Below are 25,529 nucleotides of genomic sequence, written 5' to 3'. Positions count from 1 at the left end.
AGTTAGCGTCAGATTTGCTCCTTCAAATTGAGCAAGTATTAAGACTAATTGGTATATATCTGTATTCAATCGAAAAAGGCTGCGAAAAGCAGCCTCTAGGTAAATACGCTCAGCTTGACTTACGCAAGCGCTGTTGCCCAGCCTAGAATCGCGTTTAAACAGCCAATTCCAGCGAATACAGCAACAAATGCAAGAAAATACTTTGCATTGAACGGATCTTTAAAGTCACCTTTAGACATAGATACTACCTTTAATTTTACAACTCGCGCCAACTGCATAGTTGCAGAAAGCATTGACTAGCGCCCTAGTCCGAGTTTAAGCACGACAAAAACAGGCCGTATAATAGTCGATGTTGCCAATAGCTTAAAGGTTTTTTGTTTTGATAATGCCAAGATCCGCGAATTCAGCTAGTGTATGCTGAGCTCCTTGATGTAGTTGCTCAACAGTAAACTGAGGCACTTGCTGCGCGATAACATTCACAATGTCAGTGAGTTGCATACCATCATTGGCTTCAATCACCGACAACATTAAGGCCGTCATTGGATTTAGTGCGACAAACTGAACGTCGTCGTCTTCGTCTCTATACAGTGCAAAACTAAACGTTTGCCCTGCTGTTTTAGTTGGCCGAAAGGTTTCACTGATCTGATGAACTGGATATTGATAATGTGCAACTCTGGCTGTACTTGCCAAGCTAATTTCAGCATCTTTAAGCGCTTGTACCTCAATTGAAAGCTCATGCTCTGCCTCAACGGTCGTTGCCACATCTAGCTCTAGCCATTCATAATGAGCAAGCTCTAACAAGAACTCAGGATCAACTTCAGTGGGCTCGTATTCTGTTTGTAAAAACTGCAAGAACTCTTTGCTAATCTCTAAAAAGTATGGCGAATGACAATCGTGCTTAGCAAAAAATAGCCTAATTAACGTCAACCAATCTTCATTGGTATACAAGCTTTTAAGTACAGGGAACGCACTGCTCACGAAGCCTTCGACATTATTAAAAAACAGCTCTTGATAGATTCTTAAGCGCCGAGCTTCTATGCCTTCGGGTGCTGGTTGGTTGTCTGGATCTCTGATATGCGCCATAAACAGCTGCTGAGTTTCTACAAAAGACATAGCTATACCTGCTCCAAGCGCTTGGCGTATTTGGCCTGTACTGCTGAAATTTGCCCCGCTTCTGCCAGTAACTCTGCCATGGGAGGAATATTAAAATCACGCTCTAGTAACGTCGGAAATACACCATGTAGCTCATAGGCTTTTTCTAACAAGTCCCATACTGGTGAAGATACCTCAGTGCCGTGGGTATCAACGAGTAAGTCTTCGGCTTCCACATAATGGCCTGCGATATGACCGTATGCAATACGCTCGGATGGCATAGCCGCTAAGAATTGTTCAGCATCGTAGCCATGGTTAATAGCGTTGACATATATATTGTTAACATCGAGTAGCAAATCGCAATCGGCTTCGGCTAATACCCCAAGGGTAAATTCCAACTCCGACATTTCTTGTCCAGGAGCGGCATAGTAAGAGACATTTTCTACTGCAATCCGGCGTTCTAGATGCTCTTGAACTGCTCGGATCCGCTTAGCGGTATGATGGATTGCTTCTTCCGTAAAAGGGATTGGCATCAGATCATACATATGACCCTTTCCCGAACAATAACTCAGATGCTCACTATAGGTAGCGATATTATGCTGGTTAAAAAATGTTTTAAGTTGGGATAAAAATTCGCGATCAAGCGGTGCAGGTGAACCCAACGATAACGACAAGCCATGACAGATAAAGGTATGTTGTTGCGTCAATGCTTGAAATTGCTTTGCAAGCTTACCGCCAAATTTTAGCCAGTTTTCTGGTGCAACCTCATAAAAATCTACTTGCTTTGGCGGCGCATTGAGCACGTCATCGACCATTTCACGGCGTAAACCAAGTCCTAAGTTGCCTAACTGCACTGCCATATTTCTCTCACTTTAGACATTATTTTGAACTAATCAGAAGCTCGCATGACAGAGGCTTTGCTGTATGCATGGCTTCACTTTGGGATTACCCAATAGCGCCGCTTACCTTAACATAACTAGCTGCGCTATTGGGTCGAATACAATGGTATTCCTATTTAGTGGTTACCACCGCATTTACCTTCGCCGCATTTGCCTTCTTTTTTGCCTTTGGCATCACCACCACATTTACCTTCGCCGCATTTGCCTTCTTTTTTGCCTTTGGCGTCACCACCACATTTACCTTCGCCGCATTTGCCTTCTTTTTTGCCTTTGGCGTCACCACCACATTTACCTTCGCCGCACTTACCTTCTTTTTTGCCTTTGGCGTCGCCACCACATTTACCTTCGCCGCATTTGCCTTCTTTTTTGCCTTTAGCGTCGCCACCACATTTACCTTCGCCGCATTTGCCTTCTTTTTTGCCTTTGGCGTCGCCACCACATTTACCTTCGCCGCATTTTCCTTCTCCAGCGTCTAGTTTATAACCAGCGGTCATTGTTTCAAAACTAAATGGATTCGCATTTGCGTCTGTCGCGGTTAACCCCGCGGTACCCGCAACAACAGCGCTTAAAGTAAGGGCAATCGAGTTCTTTTTAACGGTATTCATAATGTTTGCTCTCTCAGAAATAGTAGATTCAATTAGTAGACCCAAACGTCTAAATATTTATTTCGCTAAACGTTTAAAAATTTTAGTTGCATTCGCTAAGTTGTGGTTTACATCCATTTATAGTCCATCTGTTGCCTTTTTGCTATTTGTGGATAACTAAGGGCGGTTGATGACTTGCAGCAAACAATTAGCTAAAATGTCGCGCTTTTCGATGAGTCATCAGCGACTCATTTTATTTTTGTTGTGTCTGAAGGTTAACACATGAAGCTTATTCTAGCGCCGATGGAAGGTGTAGTTGATTTTAAAATGCGCGAATTGCTCACAGATCTCGGCGGCTTTGATCTTTGTGTGACTGAGTTTATTCGCGTTGTTGATCTCACCTTTCCACGCAGAGTATTCACTAGATACTGCCCTGAACTATTAAATGGTGGCTATACCAGAGCCGGAACACCGGTACGAGTACAGCTTCTAGGTCAGGTTCCCCATGCGCTTGCAGCGAATGCACGAAAGGCCATAAAGCTTGGCTCTCATGGTGTCGATTTGAACTTTGGATGTCCTGCAAAAACCGTGAATAAAAGCCGTGGCGGTGCGGTTTTACTGAAAGAGCCAGAACAAATCTATCAAATCATTAAAGCGGTTAGAGAGGCGGTACCAGAAGAACATCAAGTAAGCGCCAAAATACGCCTTGGCTTTGACGATGATGCCAATAGCACTGAAATTGTCGATGCGGTCCAGCAAGGTGGTGCGTCGAGTTTGGCGATACATGCGCGTACCAAACGAGATGGTTACAAACCGCCAGCGTACTGGGAAAAGATCCCCCCTTTATTATCAAGGTTAACCATTCCTGTCGTCGCTAACGGTGAGATTTGGCAAGTTGAAGATGCACTACTCTGCCAAACACGCAGCCAATGTCAGGATTTGATGCTTGGTCGCGGTGCGCTAGCCACCCCCGATTTGGCAGCAAAAATCAAAGCGCATGTTAACGGAACTCATTACACTCCACTCACATGGGAAAACGTGGTCTACCATATCCTCCACTCTTCCATGCATCAGGATGAGAATATGAGTGAAAAGTACTTTTCAGCTAGAACAAAACAGTGGTTAAGTTATTTGAAACGTCAGTATAGCGGCGCACATGTTCTTTTTGATGAAATCAAAACCCTTAAAAGCAAAGATGACGTCATGAAGGTGTTGCAGAAATACGCAATGTCTCCAGACCTTGATTCAAATCATAACAGTGAAGTTTGACTGAAATGATAATGGGGCGTCGGATAGGAGAGCGCCCATGAATGAAAACACACATAACTACGAGCAAAGCTTACAAGCTGAACTCGCTACACTTAGAAGCGACTTTTTAGGAGAGCTAAAAGCTTCACCTAATGAGTTTACTCATAACCTTGCCAATACCTTAGAGCTCAACCCACCCAATAAATGGCTTGATATTGTAATGGAAAAAATAAATCCCGAGCAGTTTCCGCTCTATGATAGGTTGATGAAAGTCGAAGCGGCATTATGCCAAATGGAGATCGGTCAGTTTGGTTATTGCTGTGATTGCGAGCAGACAATAGAGCTTGAGTTGCTAGAACAAGATCCAGCAACTCAACGCTGTCGCAGTTGTAAGACTAAGGCTTTAAAAAATGGGGATATGCAGCAAAAATAGTCGCCGGAAAATAGACTATATTAGCAATCAATTGTTGTGCTTGTTGTTCATTCAGCGCTAGTTTTGAGTTGAGCGCAACAAATGCTTGCTTTTGTGACCACCCTTGATAATGAATTCCTAAATCTACTGCCATTAAAGTCACGATTAGCGCTTTATGCTGCTCTATTGCCTTTGTACACTTTGCTACTGTAGAAGGCACATTAATAAATTCATCACGCCAGTTGAGCCCACTAATTCTTTGGCAATTAGCTGGCAAAAACTCTAGTATATAAGGCTGTTGAGTATTAGGCATTGTATTGAGCACAATTGACTTACTCTTTTTCTCATCAATTTTTGATAACATTGCCAAAACTTTATTAGGCGACTCTTGAATAGCTCCGTAAAAATTTAGCTTTGATTGGTACCACTCTTTCCCATTAGGTAACTGATGCAGCCCAAGCATCGCCCTTGATTTATAATCATTTAAATAAGCCAGTAGCGTTGAACGTGATGGTGCGTCAATATTTGAATCTTCAAGTTGCTTTATTATGGCGTCCCGCTCAAACCGATTTAGGCGAATATTACTTTCATCGGCCTCTTTTAGTTTTGTTATTACAAATTTGAGCCACAGATCAAGTTCCTCAACACTCACTCTACCTTCTACGTTTTTAAGTACAGGGATATGACTAGGCCAAGGTAAGTAACGCTCTGGATATCGCTCTTGAATTCTTAAGTAGTCAAGCTCCTTATGCGCCATAACATCTGGTTCATTCAAACTACTTGATAATAAAGCGTGCCGTAACTGTAAATAGCCCTCTGTGAACGGTAAAACAGTAATATCATCCGTAGATGAATGACTTAAACTACTGTTAAGAGAAATTAAAGAAGTTCTGAGTTCCTGATAACTTACGACTGGCTTGTGCTCACTACAAGCGGATAGGAATATAAATGCGACCAAAGTAAGGCTGAACAATAAATGCTTTTTCATAATTTCACATTAAAACTTGAAATCAAAAAAGCCCCTTTCGGGGCTTTTTAATTAGAGGCTAACACCCCTACGTTGTGCTTTTTCTTTGATAAAGCTCGACCAGCTAATCGCAAATCTTCGAGTGCTAGGATCTTCCTTCGCCTTCAAAATTGCTGCATAAGCTTGTTTAAACTTATCTTGATAGTAGTAAGCTTCCGCAAGATCAGCATATGTACTGCCTTTCTTTTTGGTACCAAGCTCTAACGCTTTATTTAGTCTAACTACTGCTGCACTGTACTGCAGATTTTGCAGTAAAAGGCCACCTGCTCTTCCATAAAGTTCTGCGTCATCGTCAAATTTAGCAGCTTCTTCATAGTATTTAGCAGCATCACTGATGTGTTTAGCTTGGTGGTAATAACTTGCAAGCGCTGTCACGTTTTGCTTTGTACGTTCGATTTTGCCATCTTTCATAGCCTTTTCGAACGTTTGAGCTGCACGCCAAGGATCTTCTGTCAAAGAGTATAAGCTTCCAAGAATCTTATAGTCATTCTCTTTTTCAAAGTAACCTTTGCTATACGCCACCTTCATTACAGTCATACCTTTACTGTAATCTTCGGTTTGCAAATAAAAGCCACCTAGTTGTGTCCAAGCTTTCGGGTCTTCAGGGAAAACACGTACTAACTCTTCACCAACCTCTACAGCCTTTTTGAATTGCTTCAATTCAAAGTAAGCTGCAACTTTCATCAGATAATATTGTTTATTTGGCTCTTCTACACCTGCGATAGCTTTATCAGCTGGAGCAATAACATTAGTATACTGCTTTAACTCATAATAAGCTTGAGCGATACGACCGTGTACTTTAGGGTCATTTTCACCCGTAAAGTCCATCCACGCTTCATAGGCTTTGATACCTTCTGAGTACTTTTCAGTACCTAGCAGAAGATCACCAAGCAACTTCATAAGATCGCCTTGATCTTTAAAGTTAAGCGCATCAGGAGCAATAGCTAAACGCGTATACTTAATCGCTTCGCCGTAGTTTTCCTTTTGAGCATAGAGCTGACCTAGGTAACGGTTAACCGTTGCTTTATCGAAATCATCCGAAGGGTCAAGCTCGCGAAGCATTGCAATCGCTTCATCGACTTTTTCTTCATTATATAATTCGAACGCTTTGGCAACTTTTTTACCTACTCGCTCACCCATGATCTTAGTTTTTGCTGCTTTACGCTTCTCTATTTCTTCATAGTTAGGCGCAGCAGAAACTGACTCTGAGTAAATGCCACCAGTCAATGCAATAAGAAGAGCAAGAGCTGTAAATTTGGGTAAACTTTTCATGCCTGCCTCCTTAATTACCTTGGTTTAGTGTGAAATCAAGCTGGACTGTGATACCAGGTTGCTTCTGTGGTTTACCATCAACAACTTTAGGACGATATTTCCACTTACGAAGTGCACGCTTCGCTTCACGGTCAAAGATACGCTTTGGTTCGGCATCGATAATTTCAACATCTTCGACTCCACCTAGCTCATTGATTGTGAAAGATAAACGTACCCAACCTTCTTTGCCATCACGAGCGGCTTGAGGTGGATATTTTGGCTCAATTCGAACGATAGGTGTCGCATCACCATCACGGCCAAACTCGCCAGGTCCAGATAAACCACCTGCAGTACCACCTAGGTCAATGCTAGGCATGTTAAAGCCGATGTTACCCGCAGAAGGATCAGCCGTGTCTGGCTGAGGCGGCTGCGGTTTTGGCGGCTGCTTAGGTGGTGGCGGCGGCGGAGGCGGGACACGCTTCCGCTGCTGCACCTTTGATTCAGGCGGATTCGACATAATCTCGACTACGATTTGTTCCTTTTGTACATCTGCCCTATCTGCTCCTCCGGAGATAAGATATGACATGAAAAAGAACAAGCCGAGAGTTACTGCCCCACCTGCTAGAAGTGAAAACAGAAGTCGAATCATTACTGATCTCCAGCTATTGAAATCTTCAGATTGTCGCCAGTCGCTTTAATTTGGTCCATAACCTGCACAACTACGCCGTGTTTCGCGCCTTTATCGGCTTGAATAATAATCACGTCAGTAGGTTGTTCAGCCATTAGACTTTCAAGGTTTGCACTTACACGTTCAACATCAACTTGACGCTTGTCCATCCAAATCTCTCCGTTTTCACGGATTGCGATAAAGATGTTCGCATTCTTAGTCTTTTGTGCCTGTGCCGCTTTTGGCTTGTTAACCTCAATACCAGCTTCTTTAACAAAAGAAGTGGTTACAATGAAGAAGATAAGCATGATGAATACGATGTCTAGCATCGGCGTCATATCTACTGCTGCATCTTCCTCTTCACGAAAACGTTGTTTACGTGCCATAGTTCAATCTCTCTCTAGTGATGAGGCAAGCTATCAACTAGCTTTTCTTTAGCCATTTTTGCACGTGCTTCTAAACGCGTACTAAAGAAAACACCTGATAGTGCCGCAACCATTCCAGCCATTGTTGGTATCGTAGCCATTGAAATGCCTGAAGCCATTAATCGTGCGTTACCCGTACCTTGAGTAGCCATCGTTTCGAATACTGTGATCATACCTGTCACCGTACCTAAAAGACCGATTAATGGACACATCGCAACCAATGTTTTGATAATCAACATGCGCTCATCTAATTTTTCAGACGCTTCAGAAATCCAAGCATCGCGGATTCTGTGTGCGTACCAAGACGTAGTATCTTGGCGGGCGTCCCACTTAGCAACGATATCCTTGTGTAGCTTAGGAAACTCGCCTAGTAGGAACCAATAGCGCTCAATCATTAAAACCCACATTAGAAAGAGTGCTATCGCGACCACGTATAATACATCGCCGCCTGTAGCAACAAAATCCCTGATAGATTCCCATATCTCCATCAGGACTAACATTAGGCTTTCTCCTTCTCCGCGTGAGTAGCAACAATACCTGCGCTTTGCTCATCTAGGATGTGTAGAACCGCTTTGCTACGACCGTGTACAACAGCGTGAAGTAGAATTAGAGGTAGAGCTGCAATAAGACCTAGTGCTGTAGTTACTAGCGCTAGAGAGATGTTACCTGCCATGATTTTCGGATCACCAGTACCGTAAAGTGTGATTGATTCGAATGTCATGATCATACCAACAACCGTACCTAGTAGACCTAGTAGTGGCGCGATAGCCGCTAAGATCTTAATGATGTTTACACCCATCTCGATACGTGGAGTTTCACGTAGGATAGCTTCATCAAGCTTAAGCTCTAGGTTTTCAACGTCTTGATCTTTGTTATCATGATAAACTTTCAAGATACGACCAAGTGGGTTGTTTGTGTTAGGGTTATTCGCGTTTTTGATTTGCGCTTTGATTTTACCGCTAACAATGAATAGGTCTAGCATACGAACGATAGCAATCAATGCACCCAAGATAAGTAGTGCTGTAATGATGTAACCAACCGTGTCACCTTGGTGCCAGCGCTCTTCCATCGTTGCACGTTGAGTATTAAGTTGTAGTAATGAACCACGAGTCGGGTCAACTGCAAACATAACGAACTGATTAGCAGGTGCACCGATCAAACGCTCAACACCGCCTAGTTCACCACTTGGTTGCTTACCAAGAGGAACAATTTGCTTGTTCTCAGCATCGTAAATAACGTAGCCATCTTTAGTTACAAGGTTGAAGTTACCAACACGTGTTACTTCTTTGACGTTTACATCACCGTTTAGCTCAGCAACTTCAGCTTCAAACTTAGTTACTTTCGCAGACTCAGTCATTTCAGTTTGGAATGCAATCCAAAGGTCTTCAAGTTCACGAGTAGTTGGAAGCTCTTTCGCTTCAGCTAGTGAACGAAGCACTTCAGCACGCCCTGGCTTTTCAGCACTTACTAGTGAAGCTTCGATTGAACCGATAGCGTCAGCAGCTGAACGACGTACAACACCGAACATTTCACCAAGTGTACCTTTGGCATTTTCTAGCTCAACTTCTTTCTCAGCAAGCGTCACTTCGTTCTGTTTGAATTGTTCATTTAAACGCTCACCACGTGCTTTCTCAGCAGCTAGTTCACGCTTAGCTTTGTTCAACAATGCTTGTTTGTCAGCACGGTCGTTTAAAAACTCTTGCTCACGCTGCTTGTTGATTTTGCCTTCAGAGATACGGTTTTGTTTAACCTGCTCTAAAATTTTGTCTAAGGCTTCAGTGTTTGCGTGTGCATTTAGCGCGGCACCAGCAGAAACTGTTAACGCTGCAGCAACAGCAAAACCTTTAAATAGTTTCTTCATCATTAATTACTCCGCGCCAAAGATAGGTAGGTTTACAAGTTCAGGAGCCGCTTGCTTACGTGCAATACGGATCATGCTCTTAACTGGCTTAAGATATTCTTCGCCAAGTTGATCCCACTGCTTAGAGTCATTGTTCCAAACCCAAGCGTGCTTTTGGTCGAACGACTGGGCTACATATGCAATACGGCCAAGACGTGCGAAGTCAACATTGATGTTTTTGCCATTTTGCTCAAGAGAACCTTGGCTCGCAACCATTGTTGTGCTGTAGTCAGTTTCAATAGTGTAAGCTTCAAGAACTTGACGGAACTTCTCAGAAGTCGTTACAGACGAGTTAGTCATGATGCTGCGAAGTTTCTCAACGCGCTCTAGACGTGTTTCTTGATTAAACGGAACGTCCGCTTTGATGAATTGCTCAAGCGTATCGATCATGCGATACATCAAAGGCACAACGTCCTGTTTTGTCTTGTCAATAGTACCAATTTGACGCTCAAGAGACTCAATACCTGCATTTTGATCTGCTACAAGACGTGCAACGTGATCGTTATACACTTTAAGCAGTTCTGCTTCTTCAACCAGACCACGGTATTCCGCGATCATTTCTTGAGACTGACCGTAAAGGTTATCAATCTTTTCTTGAGACTTTTTAGCAGCCGTTTGAGTTTGTTGACCTACTTTTTGTATGTCATTCAAAGGATCTGCAATCACATTGCTGCTTGCAAAAGCTGTCGCGCCTAAAAGCGCCGTAGCTACAAGGCTCTTTCTGATTTTAACAGACATAGTTCCCAACCAATTAAGTAATGTTACTTTTATAATTTTCGCGCTCTCACCAACGTGAGAGCAACCCTGATATCATTTGACAGATATCAACTGTCCAATAATGCTAAATGCAACACGATGTGTCAACTTCACTGTGAAAACATTTTTTGTCAATAAATAAGTAATAATTATATACAAAACAAAAAATTAACATCAAAAACACAGCAAAAGATACACATCCTTTGTAAAACCAACCTTTTGCATACGCCGTTTACAATATTTTACATCAGATTTATTCCAATAAATTGAATAGATATTCCAAATAGAAATTGTGAATAACCTATCAAAACAGCAATATAAGCTAGATTTTTCATTGCACAGAACGCAAATTATTTCATCTTCTGCGAACTAACGCAAAATTTGTTTATCTATCCCAAATCGCTTGATCTATTTTTTCCTGCAGAATTTGAACGAATTCAGCGACGTGTAGACCATCCATTAAGGCATGATGGACTTCAATACAAAATGGCATCGTACCATCTGCTTTATTGTATTTTCCGAACACAAATTTTGGGATGCCGAAGTCATCTCGACTGTGTCTCGCATGACCAAAACTGGAAAAAGATAACCATGGAAGTATAGATACATGCACGCAATTTGGCACCTGACTTTCCGTTAAAAATTGCTCATTGACAAGCGGTCCATTTAGTTGCTCAGTTTTGCTATGAATATTGGCGCTAATAAAGCGGTTGAAATCACTTTCAGGTGCAAGCCTTACAAATCTGAAAGTTTCATCCCCTCGCAGAAAAACACTGCTAATTTCTACAGCATCATATTCAACCACCTCTCCTGCCTCTATACGGTAACGAATGGGGGTATAGCTTTGTAATGCCAGTTGCAGTGCGTATAAGCAACTAAGAGAAAACGGAACGGCATTACGTTTACTCATTTCGTAAACTCTTTCCATTTGTAAGCTGACGGTAACGGTGAAGTAAGGTTGAGCAAAATCATTAAAGAACGAAAAGTGTTCTTGGCGAGGCCAAGTATCAAGAGGTATTTTCTTTTTCATACAAAAAAAGGGGCGCATGCCCCTCTCTGGTAATTAAACGGCGATGTTATTATAGACCGTTTTCAATAATCTCTTGAGCTAATTTATCAGCAATTATATGTGTTGAAACTTTCTCATCTTCAGAACGCTTAAAGATTTCGGTTAGCGTGTCGTAGATACCTTCAACGTGTTTAGTCGCTGCAGCCTCATCATAACCTTCAGGTTTTGTTTCATAGTAAACATTGATGATTCCACCAGCATTAATCACATAGTCTGGTGCATATAAAATACCTTTTTCACGAATGATCTCACCATGACGAGACTCTGCAAGCTGGTTGTTTGCACATCCTGCAATAATCGTGGCTTTGATACGTGGAATAGTGTCGTCATTTACCGTAGCACCTAGTGCACACGGCGCATACACATCAACATCTAAATCATAGATTTCGTCAATACCAACAGCAGTCGCATTGAAATCATTGACCACTCGTTGCACTGACTCTTCGTTGATGTCAGTAACAAATAGCTCTGCACCCGCTTCATGGAGGTGCTTACATAAAGTGTAAGCAACTGCACCCAAGCCCTGTACGGCAACTTTGATACCAGCCAAGTCTTGGTGACCATACTTGTGTTGGTAAGCTGCTTTAATTCCAAGGAATGTGCCTAACGCAGTAAATGGAGAAGGGTTACCGCTTTTACCTTCGAGGCCCATTACGTAGTTAGTTTCTTTATGCATTACCATTACATCACCGGTTGTGATGTTTACATCTTCAGCTGAGTAGTAACTGCCACCTAGGCGGTCTAGGTGTTTACCAAATGCTCTGAATAGCGCTTCTGACTTGATAGTCTTAGCATCGCCAATAATGACAGATTTGCCACCACCAAATGGTAAACGTGCAACCGCATTCTTGTATGTCATCCCTTTAGACAGACGCAGTACATCATATACTGCGTCTTCATCAGAGGCATAATTCCATAGGCGACAACCACCTACCGCGGGACCTAGTTTAGTGTTATGTACCGCGATAATCGCTTTTAGGCCTGATGCTTCGTCTGAACAAAATACGACTTGCTCATGGTTATCAAATTCAACTTGGTTAAATACAGCCACTTTCTTCTTCTCCAAAAATTATCTATCCCATACGGGTAAGCTCTTAAGTGTGACTTTGCGTTCAATACCACACTAAGGGCAAATAGCGCTGAAATTGGCAAGACTCTATCACTAACTCTAGCACCATTCCACAAATTGAGATGATATAAACCCAATTTAAAGCAAATACAAATATTTAATTCAAAGAAAAAACATATATAGGAAAAACAAACCAAAAATAAAAACATTCAAGGGATTTTAATTTAACTTATTAAGCTTTTCTGAAGTTACTGTTTACGTAAACGGAAGGTGAATAGTTGTTGTAAACTTATCCATACAAGAAAGGAGGCGAATAGCCTCCTAAGTAATACTTCGGCTCCCAACTTAACACCGAAGCCGAATGTTTGAAGTGGAAAGTACCTATTGTACTCTCCATCAATGTATCGCTGATTAACTAAGTTTGCTATCTAACTCTTCAATTCGTGCTTTCCAAATTGCTGGGCCTTGGGTATGCGCATTCTCACCATTGCTATCAACAGCAACCGTCACCGGCATGTCTTCTACTTCAAATTCATAAATAGCTTCCATACCTAAGTCTTCAAACGCTACAACACGTGATTTCTTAATTGCCTTAGCCACCAAGTACGCTGCACCACCTACAGCCATAAGGTACACGGCTTTATTTTGTTTGATTGACTCAACAGTTGCAGGACCGCGCTCGGCTTTACCGATCATGCCGATAAGACCCGTTTTCTCTAACATCAGATCAGTAAACTTATCCATACGTGTAGATGTGGTAGGACCTGCAGGACCCACGACTTCGTCGCCAACAGCATCCACTGGACCCACGTAATAGATGAACTTATTAGTGAAATCGACACCTTCTGGCAAGCCTTGACCAGAATTCATCATTTCTTGTAGACGTTTATGCGCTGCATCTCGACCAGTTAGGATCTTGCCTGAAAGCAACACCGTTTCACCCATTTTCCATTCTTGGATATCTGCTTTGGTCAAAGTATCTAAATTGACACGACGCGTATCTTCACCCACTTCCCAAGTCACTTCTGGCCAATCTTCGAGCTTTGGTGCTTTTAGATCTGCAGGACCTGAACCATCTAGTGTGAAATGTACGTGGCGTGTAGCGGCACAGTTAGGGATCATTACCACTGGCTTAGACGCTGCGTGTGTTGGTGCTGTTTTGATTTTAACGTCAACAACGGTTGTTAAACCACCAAGGCCTTGTGCGCCAATGCCTAGCTTATTTGCACGTTCAAAAATTTCTAGACGCAGCTTTTCTTCTGCGGTTTCGGCACCACGTTCCATTAGCTCATGGATATCAACCGGATCCATTAAAGACTCTTTTGCCAATACAGCCGCTTTTTCTGCTGTACCACCGATACCTATACCTAGCATGCCCGGAGGACACCAACCAGCGCCCATTGTCGGTAATGTTTTTTCTACCCATTCTGCAACATCATCTGATGGGTTTAGCATCACCATTTTAGTTTTGTTTTCAGAGCCGCCACCCTTCGCTGCAATCATCACTTCAACTTCAGCACCAGGTACTAAATCAATGTGTACTACCGAAGGCGTATTGTCTTTGGTGTTTTTACGGCTACCAGCAGGATCGGCAACGATTGATGCACGTAGCGGGTTATCTGGGTTCATATAGGCACGACGAGTTCCCTCATCTACCATTTGTTGTACCGTCAAGTCAGTTTTATCCCACTTAACGTCCATACCGACTTTAACAAAGCAGGTTACTATCCCAGTGTCTTGACACAGCGGACGCTTACCTTCTGCTGACATGCGTGAGTTAATTAAGATCTGTGCAATTGCATCTTTCGCGGCCTTACTTTCTTCTTTTTCGTAGGCCTTTTCTAATGCTTGGACAAAATCAAGTGGGTGGTAAAATGAGATATATTGAAGCGCATCTTCAATGCTATCAATAAAGTCTTGCTGACGGATTGTACTCATGACGGTTCCTCAATTTTCGACGGTATTTTTTGGTATTGAAACTTCGCTGGCAATTGTTGTTATTTAGCGTCAGAAAGTCAATTTCAATACCTTAAACTATGGAATAGCAGGTAACTATGATAACCTCCCCGCCCGTTTGGGGCTAGCTTTGCAGGTCAAGTAAATGATAAACGAGCGAATAAACTGTACGAAATTAGACATTAGGCATAATGCACTAGAATTATTTGAACACTTTGCAAACGAATCTCAGGCTATCCTCTTAGATTCAAGCGATTCCGATCACATCAATAGTCGCTACGATATCATTGCGATTGCACCAATTAATTTACTTGAAGCTAAAGACGGAAATGTATTTTTAGACGGCGAACTGCAAAGTGAATCTATTTTCACTGTGATGAAAGATAAGCTTGCCCAGTATAGTAATTGCAGTGCTCCCCATGATTTACCTTTTAATGGCGGTTGGCTTGGTTATTTTGGCTATGATCTCGGCCGTTATATTGAACACATTCCACATTGTGCAGAACATGATATTCGGCTCCCAGATGCTTGTGTTGGCTTGTATCCAGACGCGTTAATTTATGACCAAGTACTCAAAGCTTGGTTTTATGTGTCACAACCTAATACACAAAGGCTAGAGATGTATTTGCAGCGGCTCGAGGACACCTCAGATTTTGAGCCATTTAGGCTGACGTCACAGTGGCAGTCAAACATGACTAGAGCACAATACGAGCAAAACTTTGAGCGCATTCAATCTTATTTGTTAACTGGCGACTGTTATCAAATAAACCTAGCACAGCGATTCAGTGCTAACTTTGAAGGAACTCCGTGGCTCGCGTATAAAAAGCTTCGAAACCACAACCAAGCGCCTTTCTCAGCATTTTTTAACTTAGGCAGTAGTGCTATTGTTTCTGTGTCACCAGAGCGCTTCATCCAAGTTAAAAACAATATTGTAGAAACTAAGCCGATTAAGGGCACCTTGCCAAGGTTACCAAATACTGACGCCGATAAAGCGCAAGCTGAAAAACTGAGAAACAGCAGCAAAGACCGAGCCGAGAATGTCATGATAGTTGACCTACTGCGTAACGACTTGGGTAAAGTGGCCAAGCCGGGTTCTGTTGAGGTTCCATCACTCTTTGCAATCGAAAGTTTTCCTGCGGTTCACCATCTAGTCAGCACAGTAACGTCTAAACTAGCCGAGGGTAAATGTGCTGTTGATCAACTCGAAGCCGCCTTCCCCGGAGGCTCCATAACAGGTGCCCCTAAGATCCGCGCCATGGAGATCATCGAAGAGCTAGAGCCGCACAGACGCAGCGTTTATTGCGGCTCAATCGGTTACCTCAGCGCCTGTGGTAATATGGATACCTCTATCACTATCAGAACCCTAGTTTGTCATCAAAATAAGATACATTGCTGGGCAGGTGGTGGTATAGTCAAAGACTCTCAAGTACAGTTGGAATTTGAAGAGACTTACCACAAAGTGAATAAAATCCTCCCGGTATTGAATGAAGATTGATCAGGTTATATCGCAATTTATGCTGGCGCCCATCATGGCGCAAACACCAACTACACTGCATACTCTAAAGCAAAGTGCGGTGCTTATTCCTATTGTTGATGTAAACACTCGAGCCCACCTGTTGTTTTGCAAACGCAGCAGCGAATTGCCGAGCCACCCGAGTCAAATTTGCTTTCCTGGCGGCAAAGTCGAACAACAAGATAGCAATATCATCAATACAGCACTGCGCGAAACCGAAGAAGAGATAGGTCTGACAATCTCTGAGTCTCAAGTATTGGGCATATTGCCGTTTATGCAAACGCTAACCGGCTACCAAATCACCCCCGTTGTTGCTTCTGTACAACAAGATGCGACTTGGGTGAATCAAAGCGACGAAGTGCAACAAACCTTTACAGTGCCATTAAACCAATTAAGCACGGCCAAGAATTGGCGAACTTTCCATTTTACCAATAAAGGCAAACCAGTTTCACTCGACGGGTTTATGACACCGCACGGTTTACTGTGGGGCGCAACGGCAAAAATCGTCAAACAGTTCACCGCCCTATTTTAGCTCTTAACTGGTAAGACCTTTTTTAAAATCCCCATCCACCTTGCAGATTAGAGACCTTTCTATCATGCTTACTGCAAAGCTGGCATATACTTTTGCCGATTATGGGTTACTTCCCTAAGTAGACACGTTATGATGGCGTCCGTTTTAAAGGCAATGTGAGTAAAATTTATGATCAGTGCATTCGATATGTTTAGTATCGGTATTGGCCCTTCTTCCTCTCATACAGTGGGACCAATGCGTGCTTCTAGGTTATTCGTACAAGACCTTCAGGCACAAGGCATCGTTGATGATATCACTTCGGTGAAAGTGGAACTGTTCGGTTCTTTAGGCCAAACAGGTATTGGCCACGGCTCTGGTAAGGCTGTTATTTTGGGACTTGCGGGTTACGATCCTGAAACCATAGATGCAGATCTAGTACCAGAGATCTTAGAAACCATAGAAAATGAACAGGTTATCTATCTCGACAAGCAACATAAAGTAAAATTTCCTAAGCAAGGCGCGATTGTTTTTCACCGTCGAAAAACGCTGCCTAAGCACTCCAATGCAATGGAAATTAAAGCATATAAAGGCGAAGAGCTTGCTCATAGCCAAATTTACTATTCGATTGGTGGTGGCTTTATCGTTACCGATCAGAATTTTGAAGCTGAAAAGCAAGCAGCGCTAGATATCAGAACAGAAAACCCGGCACCTTACCCATTCAATTCCGCCGCCGAGCTACTGGAAATGTGTAAAGAGTCTGGGCTCAGTGTGTCTTCGTTAATGATGGCCAACGAGAAAACGCTACGTAAAGAATCTGAAATCAAAGAAACGCTATTCCACATCTGGCAAGTAATGAAAGCTTGTATTGAACGTGGTATGAAAACCGAAGGTATTTTACCAGGCGGTTTAAAGGTTCGTCGTCGTGCACCTAGCCTGTATTTAAAACTCAGTGTAGAAACGCACCAAGATCCACTGCGCGCAATGGATTGGGTGGATTTGTTTGCACTGGCAGTCAACGAAGAAAATGCAGCAGGTGGCCGCGTGGTGACCGCACCAACCAATGGTGCCGCTGGTATTCTTCCAGCGGTGTTAATGTACTATCACACTTTTATCAAAGAAGTGGATATAGAGATTGCCACACGTTATCTACTTACCGCAGCGGCAATTGGGATCTTATATAAGAAGAATGCTTCTATTTCTGGCGCTGAAGTTGGATGCCAAGGTGAAGTAGGTGTTGCATGCTCAATGGCTGCTGGCGCTCTAACTGAAATAATGGGTGGTAACGTCATACACGTTGAGAACGCCGCCGAGATTGGTATGGAGCATAACTTGGGTCTAACCTGCGACCCTGTCGGTGGGCTTGTGCAAGTTCCGTGTATTGAGCGTAATGCGATGGGTTCTATTAAAGCCATTAACGCATCTCGCCTTGCTTTGCGCGGTACGGGCGATCAAAAAGTGTCACTAGATAAAGTGATTAAAACGATGCTTGATACCGGTAACGATATGAAAACCAAGTATAAAGAAACCGCGCGCGGTGGATTGGCAGTAAATATTATTGAGTGCTAACTGACAATTGTCAGTTCACTTTATAGATGACTTAATGGCATCATGATGGTAAATCATGATGCCATTTTTTATGGTGTATACAGATTAACTTACTGATTTTAGTTTACTCTTTATAAGCATGAATAATTAACTTTAGACCAGAGTAAGCGGCAAAATAGCGCATTGTGGTCAAAACCTTTATATAGCTACTGCCTGTTACAACAATAGAGTTTTTACGGTGACAGCACTTAACCATCTTGCTAACGCAAAAGTATCTATTGTCATTTTAGTAGAGGCTAGAAGCAGTAACCATGGAATGATTTTCACAAGATCCATGATAAATAAGCATTATCAGAAATTCAGGCTATTTACATCCATACGGTAATAGATGGATAAAATACGACTAAGCTAAATATCAGCATCAATTATCAACAAAAAGGAGTAAATTGATTATGTCCGGCACTACGATGGTTTTTTTAATTGTACTCATTAGCGTGGGTGGAGGCATACTTAGCGAAATGTATAAACGACGTTTAGAATACAAAAAGTTAGATTCGCAAAGCCAAAAAGAACGAGACCAGTTGCACGCAGAGCTTAACGCTTTGAAATCAAGAGTTGTCATTCTTGAGCAGATTGTTACTGACGAAGGTTATCAAGTTAAAAAGGATATTAACAGTTTATAATAGTCACCCACCAAAGATTACAAACAGGTTAAATACTCCTCTAACCTGTTTGTTTTTTCAACAGCCACCACCCCTGTTTACATTTGTTTTCAAATATCCTAACCACATGATAATATAGATAAAATATATTTTCCGTTTACAAAATGGTTACAACGAAATCAATTATAAAATTGCTAACATAAATTTACTTGAGTACATTTGTTGCCGTAAAGATCACGAAGGTAAATAACATGAATAACAATAAATTCAAATATACTGCTTTATCTGCAGCGATAGTATTAGCACTATCTGCTTGTGGTGGTAGTGATAACAATAAGAACAGCTCAGCTCAAGAAGTAGATCAAGCCCCTCAAGCCGGCGTTACTCAATTAGAGAATGTTAAGCATTGGCAAACAACTTCAGGTCCAATTCAAGCCTCTGATGCTGATGGCGATAACCTATCAATTACAATATTTGATGGTGAAACTGAGATCACTCCAGAAAACAATGTTTATACTCTTTCACATGGTATTTTGACACTAAAAGGTATCAACACGTTTGACTACCTGTCAGTGACAGGCGAAGCGGCAACAATTAACTTCACAGTTACAGCAAACAGTAAATCTGCTAGTGGTAGCATCGAGATCCCAGCAGCCATTACAGATCCCCTAGCCAGCCAACAATGGCACTTAAACAACACCGGTCAGAAAGCATATGCACTAAGTGACGAAATGAAACAAGGTCTCGTCGACTTATATGTAGGCCGTGGAATAATGACAGAAGAAGAAGCCCAACAATATTGGGATAAAGAATTCGAAGAAGCAGAAACAAACATCTTAGTCGCTGGCGAAGATATGAATGTAAAAAATGCATTCGCTCAAGGTGTTACTGGTCAAGGCGTTACTGCGGTAGTAGTAGATTCGGGACTTGAAATTCGACACGAAGATTTAGCACCTAATGTGCTTCCGAATCGATCATTAAACCTTTTAAACGGCGCTTTGGACAAAACAGATCCAACAAGTACGGCAACCAATGGCGACCATGGTACTAGCGTAGCTGGCCTTATCGCCTCAAAAGGCTGGAATGGCTTAGGCGGCCGAGGTGTTTCACCCGATACAGGCCTCATTGGAATGAACTTATTGGCAAGCGGCGAAAAAACGCCGAAGCAAGAGCTATTAGTTCATGGTTTTCCTGGTTCAGGTATCACTGCAAGCGAATCTATTTCTGTGTTTAACCGCAGTTATGGCCTTACTTACCCAGTTCAATTTAGCTATTCAGAACTCGACGAAGCCATTGAGTCTTATCCAAACAGAAAGCTTCGCTCGGGTAAAGGAGCGACCAACGTAAAATCAAGCGGTAATAGCTTCGTGAGTGAGGACTTAGAAGGGTCATTCTGTGAAGATAATGGTGCAAATGACCTTGGGTTAACTTGTTACAATAGTAACAGTGAAAGTAGCCAAGGCCATCCATACTACTTTTCTATTGGCGCTGTTAACTCAAATGGTAAACACACAAGCTATTCAAGCGCTGGTTCTAACCTATTAGCTGCAGCCCCAGCCGGTGAATATGGCCGTTGGGCTCCAGCAATGGTTACAACCGACCCGATGACATGTTTGAGCGGTAGCTCAGGCTACACTGGTCGCACGATAGCTGGTTGGACTGGCGCTTATGGTGAAGAGTTTGCCGCAAGCCAGTATCCATTCGATTACCCTGGTCATCCTGAAAACCCTAATTGTAATTATCGTTCTTCTATGAACGGAACTTCTTCGGCAGCTCCAAATGCATCTGGTGTGATATCTTTAATCCTTTCAGCCAACAACGAACTAACTTGGAGGGATGTGCGACACATCATTGCATCAACTAGTACCAAGAATGATGCTGAAAATGCCTCTGTAACGGTACCTGTAGGTGATAACGAATTCGTTGCACATGACGGTTGGGTTGAGAATGCGGCTGGTTATAGCCATAATAACCTTTACGGATTTGGACGTGTCGATGCTGGCGAGGCTGTGAAAATGGCTAAGTCATACTCGAACGATTTAGGCGAAGAAGTAATCACTGATTGGACCGGCGCAGGCTCAGTAGTAGCAGAAGAATCACTTGAAATGCCAATCCCTGATAATAGCTTGGTTGGTGCGACATACAAAGTCACAATTGAAGATGATATCAAAGTTGAAGCAGCTCAGTTTAAACTAGACGTATTCAACGATGAATTCGGTATGGGAATGCAAAGTGGTGAAGATGTCCTTCAGTCTACTGCGGGATCCGATTTAGCGATTGAAGTTATCTCTCCAAGTGGAACTAGAAGTGTTTTACTGTCATCTCGACAAGCGTTGATACGCCCTGCATATGACCTTAGTGGAGCCGGCTTCCAGAACGGTTATATCCTGAAAAATGGGGTATTTTTATCAAATAGCTTCTATGGCGAATCAGCCAAGGGGGAATGGACAATTCGCGTGCTAGACGTTTCTGACAAATCGTTTGCAACAGCTAGCACAGGCGATATTGTCTATAATGGTTACGTAAACAACTCTACACCATCAAAATTGATGGGTGCAGCTGTACGTATCTTTGGTCACCAGTCTGCTGAGTAATAGGAGTGTATATTATGAACAAGTTAAAAATCGCAGCACTAATTACGGGTTCACTATTCTTGACTCAAGCAGAAGCTAATGACAACTTGACTCCAAAAATGGAGAAGGTCAACAAAGTGGCAAGTTTTGAACAACCTGACTTTGGCGCTTATAAAATCATGTCTGATCATGCATTAGTTCCTGCAGCAATTGCAGATCCCAATGCTATTGTTAGCAAAAAAGGTAATAAAGCTTTGGTTAAGTCAACTTCGGTCAGCAAGTTGTTCACTAAAGGTTCTTTAGTAAAAAATATTTTTAATGGTGAAATTGCTCCTGTATCTGGCAATATTAACCTTCTATTGAAAGACGGTGCGTCTGCAAGCAATTTAGCAAGTGAATTCGGCGTTGCTGTTGAAAATACATATGACGGTGGCAGAATTGCTGTTGTTAGTGTAAATAGCAATCAAGATTTACTTGGTAAACTTGCCGAGCTGAAGCAATCGGGAAAGGTAGTTGAAGCTAAAATTGAAGTGTTAGGTACTTTATACACATCTAGATAACTTCACTGTTAAATACAGACTTTCTAAAGCCTCATGTCGAATGGGGCTTTTTTTGCACTCCGAAAGCCTAAAACACTGACGACATTACTTACTGCTTGACCTCAAATTTGGCTAGATAAACGTGACCACCATATTTTGCATATCTCTTGCCTCCTCTTCGAGTTGGCTCATCCTGAAATCAATTTAATTTATTGAATTACATAAAGAACTAAACGACCCTACTATCCTAAAATTGCAGTTTTTTGAACCTGATAACCAAAACGTTGTAATTTGAATGTAAAAAAGAAACCAAAACCATACATACAAACACCATAAAACCACCTGTTTCAAAGCGAGTTCATTGATATCATTTCACCGCGTCATAAACTCGTGAAGTCGTCCAAACTCATTGATTGATTGCGAATATAAGTTGGATTTAAACAGCACTATGGTGATAAAGGTGCTGGCACAATGCTTATTCACCAGCTCACGGGTCTCGAATACCTTAAACAAATTCACAAACTGTCTGACGAAAATACAGTAGCCATGTGGTGCACAAATCCACCGTGTAATACCTTTTCGGCATGCAATTCTTCACTCGATAATGGAAAATATCACTGATTTGCGACTCTACAGCTGTTTTGTAGATAAGGCTCATCGAGGGTACTTAGCAGCGTATTATGATGTATGTATTGCTGGGCAAAAGCATGGAGCGACACCGAGTATAAAAAAGCTCAAGCGATGCAATGCAATAGAGCTAATCATCGGGCACATGAAATAGAATAGACACTTGGGTCTTAGCCGCTTAAAAAGAAAGCAAGATGATGGACTTAACGCAGTGCTTGCAGGTGTAGGCCAAAACTGCCGAAAAACCCTAGCCCGACTGCAGCTTTTTATACTTGGACTTTATATCAGTTATTGGCAGCACGAAGCGGCTTTGTAAAGTTAGACTATCGATAAAGAATAATGCTCAGTCTAGACTGATTTGGTTCGGCCAGTCCGAGCATCAAACGTCAATATTCAGCATGAAGTTAGCCAACTGACCCACAATATTTAAGCGAGTAAATATTGTGGGTTATTAGTGAACTCTGTTATCGAATGTTCTTTTAACCGACTAACCATTTCGCCATAAAGACGATAACAGGTAAGGTAACAAGCGTTCTTAAAATAAATATTAGGAATAGCTCCCACAAGTTCACTGGGATCTTGCTGCCAAGCAACAACGCGCCAACTTCTGACATATAAATTAACTGGGTAACACTCATTGCAGCAACGATAAACCTGGTGGTATCGCTTTCAATAGAGCCTGCTGCAAGGATTGACGGAATAAACATATCAGCAAAGCCGACAACGATTGTCTGTGCTGCTTTTTCGGCTTCTGCCACATTGAGTAGCTCGAGGTAAGGAACGAAAGGTGTACCTAAATATTGAAATACAGAGGTGTATTCTGCGATGATCAGGGCAAAAGTACCAACTGCCATAACCACGGGAAGTACTGCAAATACCATATCTAACGCATTATGCAGGCCTTCTTCTAATGTACCTTTAAGCCCTGGTGCCGTTTTTGCCTTAGCAAGTGCAATATCCAAAGAATGACCTAATAGGCCTTTTCCTTCTGGTACCGCTTCTGAATCCTGATTGTGATCACTACCATCTACATAGATATCCTTTTTGAACCTTAGCGGTGGTAAGCGCGGCACTATGATCGCTGCAACAAAGCCAGCTGCACATACGGTGAGGTAAAAAGGAGCAAACAGGTGTTCGAGTTTAACTTGACCAATCACAACTAAACAGAAAGTAATGGAAACCGCGGAGAATGTGGTGCCGATGATAGCCGCTTCCCGTTGTGTATAGTGCTTATCCTCATATTGGCGAGCAGTCATCAAGATACCTACGCTACCGTCGCCAAGCCAAGAAGCAACACAGTTTACCGCGCTACGACCAGGCACACCGAATAGCGGGCGCATCACTTTGGTTAAGAGTGTACCAACCATCTCAAGTAGACCAAAGTTAAGTAGTAATGGCAGTAACAAGCCGGCAAGAATAAAGACAGAAAAGAGTACAGGTAACAAGTCATTTAGCACTAATGCTCCTGTGTTTTCTGAATGGATCGCTTCTGGACCAACACCATTGAAGGTAAGCACAATAAACACCATGCCGACTAGTCGGGTTATCAACCAAACCCAGCTAACGTCAAATAAGTGCTTTATTATGGTTATTTTTAATAGCGCTTGGGGTCTTAGGAGCTTCATCACCAAACTCATGATCCCGGTAATACATACTATTGCGACAATCATGTCTTTAATAAAAGGAGCGACTTGCGCTTGTAACCACTTCGCCATAACAGCGATTGGGATAGTCATTGCTTCCCCCACCGCCACTGGCGTCATAAATAAAAAGATACCAATCAATGACGGTACGATAAACGCAAACCACGTTTGTAAGGTGGAGCGTGGTGTCATAGTGCTCTCTGTCATTTTTTACTTCCACAAAAACAAAGAAAAGAGCCGAAGCTCTTTTCGTTTTTAAATTATTATATTTATTAGATTGTTAGACCTTTTTGCCTAAGCAAAGTGATCAAGGCTTGATGCAGGTTATTCATGGTGTTTGCATCAAGTACGTTACCTTCGCTATCCTTCCAGGTAATTGAAGTACGCGTATCCTGCGCTTGAGCGATCTTTATCGTGTAATCACCATTGTCAATTGGCAACACAACCGCTTCTTCACCCCAAATAGAGTCCCAAACGCTGCTTTCAGGCGCTTCATAACGGACCAAAACTTCCTGCTTTTCTCTATCGACACGAACAACCGTAAAGTTACTTCTTTCTAGGAAGTTTGAGAAGCGATCAAGCACCGCTTCTTGACCTTTTTCAGTCAGTAGCGCCGAATCACCATTCTTGTCAAACCCAAGTTCAAGTGCCAGCACACCTTGGCGCTTACGCATTTCAACTTGCAGTAGACGATATTGATAGTCAAATTCTGAAACGACTTCGTTCAGTGCCCGAACTTCGAGGTGGTTTTTCTGAAGCGCAGTTAACTCACCATCGCCTTGATAATCTACTAATTCCGCTCGAATTGACGCCGTACGCTGATGTTCTTTTTGCTCGACAGTAAACTTAAACTTTTGCTTTGATGGCTCTGCCGCTTCTTCCCAAAACCAGCCGTCTTTTGGCTTAATCAGTGAATACCAAGTTGTGGTCACCGAACCTTGCGCCTTGTTATCGCTTTCAAGTCCGGCATTATGCATCGCCACAACGCCATCTACAGCCCGCCAAATAAATGCTGGTAAATCTTCTATACCGTCATTTTTATCAAAAAAGATCCTTGCAGCTTCTTCGCCCTGCTCTACCCAACTGCCTTGCGCAACTGTTAATACCTGTTGCGGTGCACGGTAACTTACCGGTTCAGCTGTATTTTCATATTGGCCGACAGGCATTGCAAATTCTGGGTCTCGATAAGGCTGAGCTAAGCCCTCAGGGGCTTTCACCGGTGCATTTGCACGATAATTTCTTTCATGATGTGCATCATTTGTAAAAATACTACAGCCGCTTAGACTCACGGCAATTCCAAGAACCAGTGATTTTGGGATCCAATACTGCACTCATTTACTCCTTAGCAAACCCTATTATTATTCGAATCAAAGTTATGATTTAGGATTGCCGAATTGGTTCACACAAAGTTGCCAAAAATTGACAATCTCTGAATTAATAACGCTATGCTATCAAATATTCCACGTACTATATCGGGAACACGTATCTCATAGCCAAAATTTTGCCTTATGTTACTTGTCATACATTAGAAAAACAAGCAACCATGCCGCGCAACCCTAAT

General features: G+C 42.4%; 23 protein-coding genes. 8 read left to right on the top strand and 15 right to left on the bottom strand.

Features of this window, described 5'->3' with window-relative positions; all coding sequences use genetic code 11:
• Positions 1 to 363: 363 nt before the first annotated feature.
• The 3 genes from MHN30_RS03615 to MHN30_RS03605 form a co-directional block, all read right to left on the bottom strand.
• A complete protein-coding gene (locus tag MHN30_RS03615; RefSeq protein ID WP_239358346.1) occupies positions 364 to 1,113 on the bottom strand; it encodes a putative DNA-binding domain-containing protein in 750 nt (249 codons plus the stop codon).
• Between the two features lie 2 nt (positions 1,114 to 1,115).
• Positions 1,116 to 1,952: a DUF692 domain-containing protein gene (locus tag MHN30_RS03610; RefSeq protein ID WP_239358338.1), complete on the bottom strand. Its 837-nt coding sequence runs from the start codon at positions 1,950 to 1,952 to the stop codon at positions 1,116 to 1,118.
• Between the two features lie 155 nt (positions 1,953 to 2,107).
• Complete coding sequence (locus tag MHN30_RS03605) at positions 2,108 to 2,596, bottom strand: hypothetical protein (protein ID WP_239358326.1); 489 nt, start codon at positions 2,594 to 2,596, stop codon at positions 2,108 to 2,110.
• 261 nt (positions 2,597 to 2,857) lie between these two features.
• On the opposite strand from MHN30_RS03605, the gene MHN30_RS03600 reads away from it, so the two are divergent.
• Entirely contained in the window at positions 2,858 to 3,844 is a 987-nt protein-coding gene (locus MHN30_RS03600) for a tRNA-dihydrouridine synthase (RefSeq protein WP_239358324.1), read from the top strand.
• 37 nt (positions 3,845 to 3,881) lie between these two features.
• Positions 3,882 to 4,256 (top strand): TraR/DksA C4-type zinc finger protein, encoded by a 375-nt coding sequence (locus MHN30_RS03595; protein ID WP_010369006.1) that lies wholly within the window; start codon positions 3,882 to 3,884, stop codon positions 4,254 to 4,256.
• On the opposite strand, the gene MHN30_RS03590 is transcribed toward MHN30_RS03595, so the two are convergent.
• From MHN30_RS03590 to MHN30_RS03545, 10 genes are all read right to left on the bottom strand, one after another.
• Entirely contained in the window at positions 4,219 to 5,223 is a 1,005-nt protein-coding gene (locus MHN30_RS03590; RefSeq protein WP_239358313.1) for a hypothetical protein, read from the bottom strand. The genes MHN30_RS03595 and MHN30_RS03590 overlap by 38 nt on opposite strands.
• A 51-nt stretch (positions 5,224 to 5,274) precedes the next feature.
• Positions 5,275 to 6,534: a hypothetical protein gene (locus MHN30_RS03585; RefSeq protein ID WP_017218010.1), complete on the bottom strand. Its 1,260-nt coding sequence runs from the start codon at positions 6,532 to 6,534 to the stop codon at positions 5,275 to 5,277.
• Positions 6,535 to 6,544: 10 nt separating this feature from the next.
• Positions 6,545 to 7,162, bottom strand: a complete 618-nt coding sequence (locus MHN30_RS03580) for an energy transducer TonB (RefSeq protein ID WP_010369012.1) — start codon at positions 7,160 to 7,162, stop codon at positions 6,545 to 6,547.
• Positions 7,162 to 7,566: a biopolymer transporter ExbD gene (locus MHN30_RS03575; RefSeq protein ID WP_010369015.1), complete on the bottom strand. Its 405-nt coding sequence runs from the start codon at positions 7,564 to 7,566 to the stop codon at positions 7,162 to 7,164. Before MHN30_RS03575 ends, MHN30_RS03580 begins: the two co-directional genes overlap by 1 nt.
• Positions 7,567 to 7,580: 14 nt before the next feature.
• Positions 7,581 to 8,105, bottom strand: a complete 525-nt coding sequence (locus MHN30_RS03570) for a MotA/TolQ/ExbB proton channel family protein (protein WP_045989885.1) — start codon at positions 8,103 to 8,105, stop codon at positions 7,581 to 7,583.
• Positions 8,105 to 9,466, bottom strand: coding sequence for a MotA/TolQ/ExbB proton channel family protein (locus MHN30_RS03565; protein ID WP_026000992.1), 1,362 nt, complete (start codon positions 9,464 to 9,466; stop codon positions 8,105 to 8,107). Before MHN30_RS03565 ends, MHN30_RS03570 begins: the two co-directional genes overlap by 1 nt.
• A 6-nt stretch (positions 9,467 to 9,472) precedes the next feature.
• Entirely contained in the window at positions 9,473 to 10,243 is a 771-nt protein-coding gene (locus MHN30_RS03560; RefSeq protein WP_010369019.1) for a DUF3450 domain-containing protein, read from the bottom strand.
• Between the two features lie 403 nt (positions 10,244 to 10,646).
• A complete protein-coding gene (locus tag MHN30_RS03555; RefSeq protein WP_130164469.1) occupies positions 10,647 to 11,291 on the bottom strand; it encodes a CatA-like O-acetyltransferase in 645 nt (214 codons plus the stop codon).
• A gap of 49 nt (positions 11,292 to 11,340) precedes the next feature.
• Positions 11,341 to 12,381: a Glu/Leu/Phe/Val dehydrogenase gene (locus MHN30_RS03550; RefSeq protein WP_010369022.1), complete on the bottom strand. Its 1,041-nt coding sequence runs from the start codon at positions 12,379 to 12,381 to the stop codon at positions 11,341 to 11,343.
• Positions 12,382 to 12,810: 429 nt separating this feature from the next.
• Positions 12,811 to 14,337, bottom strand: coding sequence for a fumarate hydratase (locus MHN30_RS03545; protein ID WP_010606398.1), 1,527 nt, complete (start codon positions 14,335 to 14,337; stop codon positions 12,811 to 12,813).
• A 163-nt stretch (positions 14,338 to 14,500) separates the two neighbouring features.
• Here MHN30_RS03545 and pabB point away from each other — a divergent pair, with 163 nt between their 5' ends.
• From pabB to MHN30_RS03515, 6 genes are all read left to right on the top strand, one after another.
• A complete protein-coding gene (pabB, locus tag MHN30_RS03540; RefSeq protein WP_239358311.1) occupies positions 14,501 to 15,850 on the top strand; it encodes an aminodeoxychorismate synthase component I in 1,350 nt (449 codons plus the stop codon).
• The gene (locus MHN30_RS03535) at positions 15,840 to 16,400 is read left to right on the top strand and encodes a CoA pyrophosphatase (RefSeq protein WP_010369028.1); all 561 of its coding nucleotides are present in this window, start codon (positions 15,840 to 15,842) and stop codon (positions 16,398 to 16,400) included. The genes pabB and MHN30_RS03535 overlap by 11 nt, the downstream gene beginning before the upstream one ends.
• Before the next feature lie 168 nt (positions 16,401 to 16,568).
• Positions 16,569 to 17,945: an L-serine ammonia-lyase gene (locus MHN30_RS03530; protein WP_010369030.1), complete on the top strand. Its 1,377-nt coding sequence runs from the start codon at positions 16,569 to 16,571 to the stop codon at positions 17,943 to 17,945.
• A 431-nt stretch (positions 17,946 to 18,376) separates the two neighbouring features.
• Entirely contained in the window at positions 18,377 to 18,607 is a 231-nt protein-coding gene (locus MHN30_RS03525) for a hypothetical protein (RefSeq protein ID WP_130164472.1), read from the top strand.
• A gap of 230 nt (positions 18,608 to 18,837) precedes the next feature.
• Complete coding sequence (locus MHN30_RS03520; protein ID WP_130164473.1) at positions 18,838 to 21,180, top strand: S8 family serine peptidase; 2,343 nt, start codon at positions 18,838 to 18,840, stop codon at positions 21,178 to 21,180.
• Between the two features lie 14 nt (positions 21,181 to 21,194).
• Positions 21,195 to 21,719, top strand: coding sequence for a hypothetical protein (locus MHN30_RS03515; RefSeq protein WP_130164474.1), 525 nt, complete (start codon positions 21,195 to 21,197; stop codon positions 21,717 to 21,719).
• A 1,085-nt stretch (positions 21,720 to 22,804) separates the two neighbouring features.
• Here MHN30_RS03515 and MHN30_RS03510 read toward each other — a convergent pair.
• Both MHN30_RS03510 and bamC read right to left on the bottom strand, forming a co-directional pair.
• Positions 22,805 to 24,175, bottom strand: a complete 1,371-nt coding sequence (locus tag MHN30_RS03510; RefSeq protein WP_239358292.1) for a YjiH family protein — start codon at positions 24,173 to 24,175, stop codon at positions 22,805 to 22,807.
• Between the two features lie 65 nt (positions 24,176 to 24,240).
• The gene (gene bamC / locus MHN30_RS03505) at positions 24,241 to 25,299 is read right to left on the bottom strand and encodes an outer membrane protein assembly factor BamC (protein WP_045990484.1); all 1,059 of its coding nucleotides are present in this window, start codon (positions 25,297 to 25,299) and stop codon (positions 24,241 to 24,243) included.
• Positions 25,300 to 25,529: the final 230 nt, after the last annotated feature.

It is taken from the genome of Pseudoalteromonas sp. OF7H-1 (assembly GCF_022347825.1).
Classification (GTDB): domain Bacteria; phylum Pseudomonadota; class Gammaproteobacteria; order Enterobacterales; family Alteromonadaceae; genus Pseudoalteromonas; species Pseudoalteromonas maricaloris.
This window is presented reverse-complemented; position numbering and strand designations above follow the sequence as displayed.

Excerpts from the sequence above, each read along its gene's own strand:
- MHN30_RS03615 (WP_239358346.1), bottom strand. The coding sequence starts at position 1,113 with ATGTCTTTTGTAGAAACTCAGCAGCTGTTTATGGCGCATATCAGAGAT.
- MHN30_RS03610 (WP_239358338.1), bottom strand. The coding sequence starts at position 1,952 with ATGGCAGTGCAGTTAGGCAACTTAGGACTTGGTTTACGCCGTGAAATG.
- MHN30_RS03605 (WP_239358326.1), bottom strand. The coding sequence starts at position 2,596 with ATGAATACCGTTAAAAAGAACTCGATTGCCCTTACTTTAAGCGCTGTT.
- MHN30_RS03600 (WP_239358324.1), top strand. The coding sequence starts at position 2,858 with ATGAAGCTTATTCTAGCGCCGATGGAAGGTGTAGTTGATTTTAAAATG.
- MHN30_RS03595 (WP_010369006.1), top strand. The coding sequence starts at position 3,882 with ATGAATGAAAACACACATAACTACGAGCAAAGCTTACAAGCTGAACTC.
- MHN30_RS03590 (WP_239358313.1), bottom strand. The coding sequence starts at position 5,223 with ATGAAAAAGCATTTATTGTTCAGCCTTACTTTGGTCGCATTTATATTC.
- MHN30_RS03585 (WP_017218010.1), bottom strand. The coding sequence starts at position 6,534 with ATGAAAAGTTTACCCAAATTTACAGCTCTTGCTCTTCTTATTGCATTG.
- MHN30_RS03580 (WP_010369012.1), bottom strand. The coding sequence starts at position 7,162 with ATGATTCGACTTCTGTTTTCACTTCTAGCAGGTGGGGCAGTAACTCTC.
- MHN30_RS03575 (WP_010369015.1), bottom strand. The coding sequence starts at position 7,566 with ATGGCACGTAAACAACGTTTTCGTGAAGAGGAAGATGCAGCAGTAGAT.
- MHN30_RS03570 (WP_045989885.1), bottom strand. The coding sequence starts at position 8,105 with ATGTTAGTCCTGATGGAGATATGGGAATCTATCAGGGATTTTGTTGCT.
- MHN30_RS03565 (WP_026000992.1), bottom strand. The coding sequence starts at position 9,466 with ATGAAGAAACTATTTAAAGGTTTTGCTGTTGCTGCAGCGTTAACAGTT.
- MHN30_RS03560 (WP_010369019.1), bottom strand. The coding sequence starts at position 10,243 with ATGTCTGTTAAAATCAGAAAGAGCCTTGTAGCTACGGCGCTTTTAGGC.
- MHN30_RS03555 (WP_130164469.1), bottom strand. The coding sequence starts at position 11,291 with ATGAAAAAGAAAATACCTCTTGATACTTGGCCTCGCCAAGAACACTTT.
- MHN30_RS03545 (WP_010606398.1), bottom strand. The coding sequence starts at position 14,337 with ATGAGTACAATCCGTCAGCAAGACTTTATTGATAGCATTGAAGATGCG.
- pabB (WP_239358311.1), top strand. The coding sequence starts at position 14,501 with ATGATAAACGAGCGAATAAACTGTACGAAATTAGACATTAGGCATAAT.
- MHN30_RS03535 (WP_010369028.1), top strand. The coding sequence starts at position 15,840 with ATGAAGATTGATCAGGTTATATCGCAATTTATGCTGGCGCCCATCATG.
- MHN30_RS03530 (WP_010369030.1), top strand. The coding sequence starts at position 16,569 with ATGATCAGTGCATTCGATATGTTTAGTATCGGTATTGGCCCTTCTTCC.
- MHN30_RS03525 (WP_130164472.1), top strand. The coding sequence starts at position 18,377 with ATGTCCGGCACTACGATGGTTTTTTTAATTGTACTCATTAGCGTGGGT.
- MHN30_RS03520 (WP_130164473.1), top strand. The coding sequence starts at position 18,838 with ATGAATAACAATAAATTCAAATATACTGCTTTATCTGCAGCGATAGTA.
- MHN30_RS03515 (WP_130164474.1), top strand. The coding sequence starts at position 21,195 with ATGAACAAGTTAAAAATCGCAGCACTAATTACGGGTTCACTATTCTTG.
- MHN30_RS03510 (WP_239358292.1), bottom strand. The coding sequence starts at position 24,175 with ATGACAGAGAGCACTATGACACCACGCTCCACCTTACAAACGTGGTTT.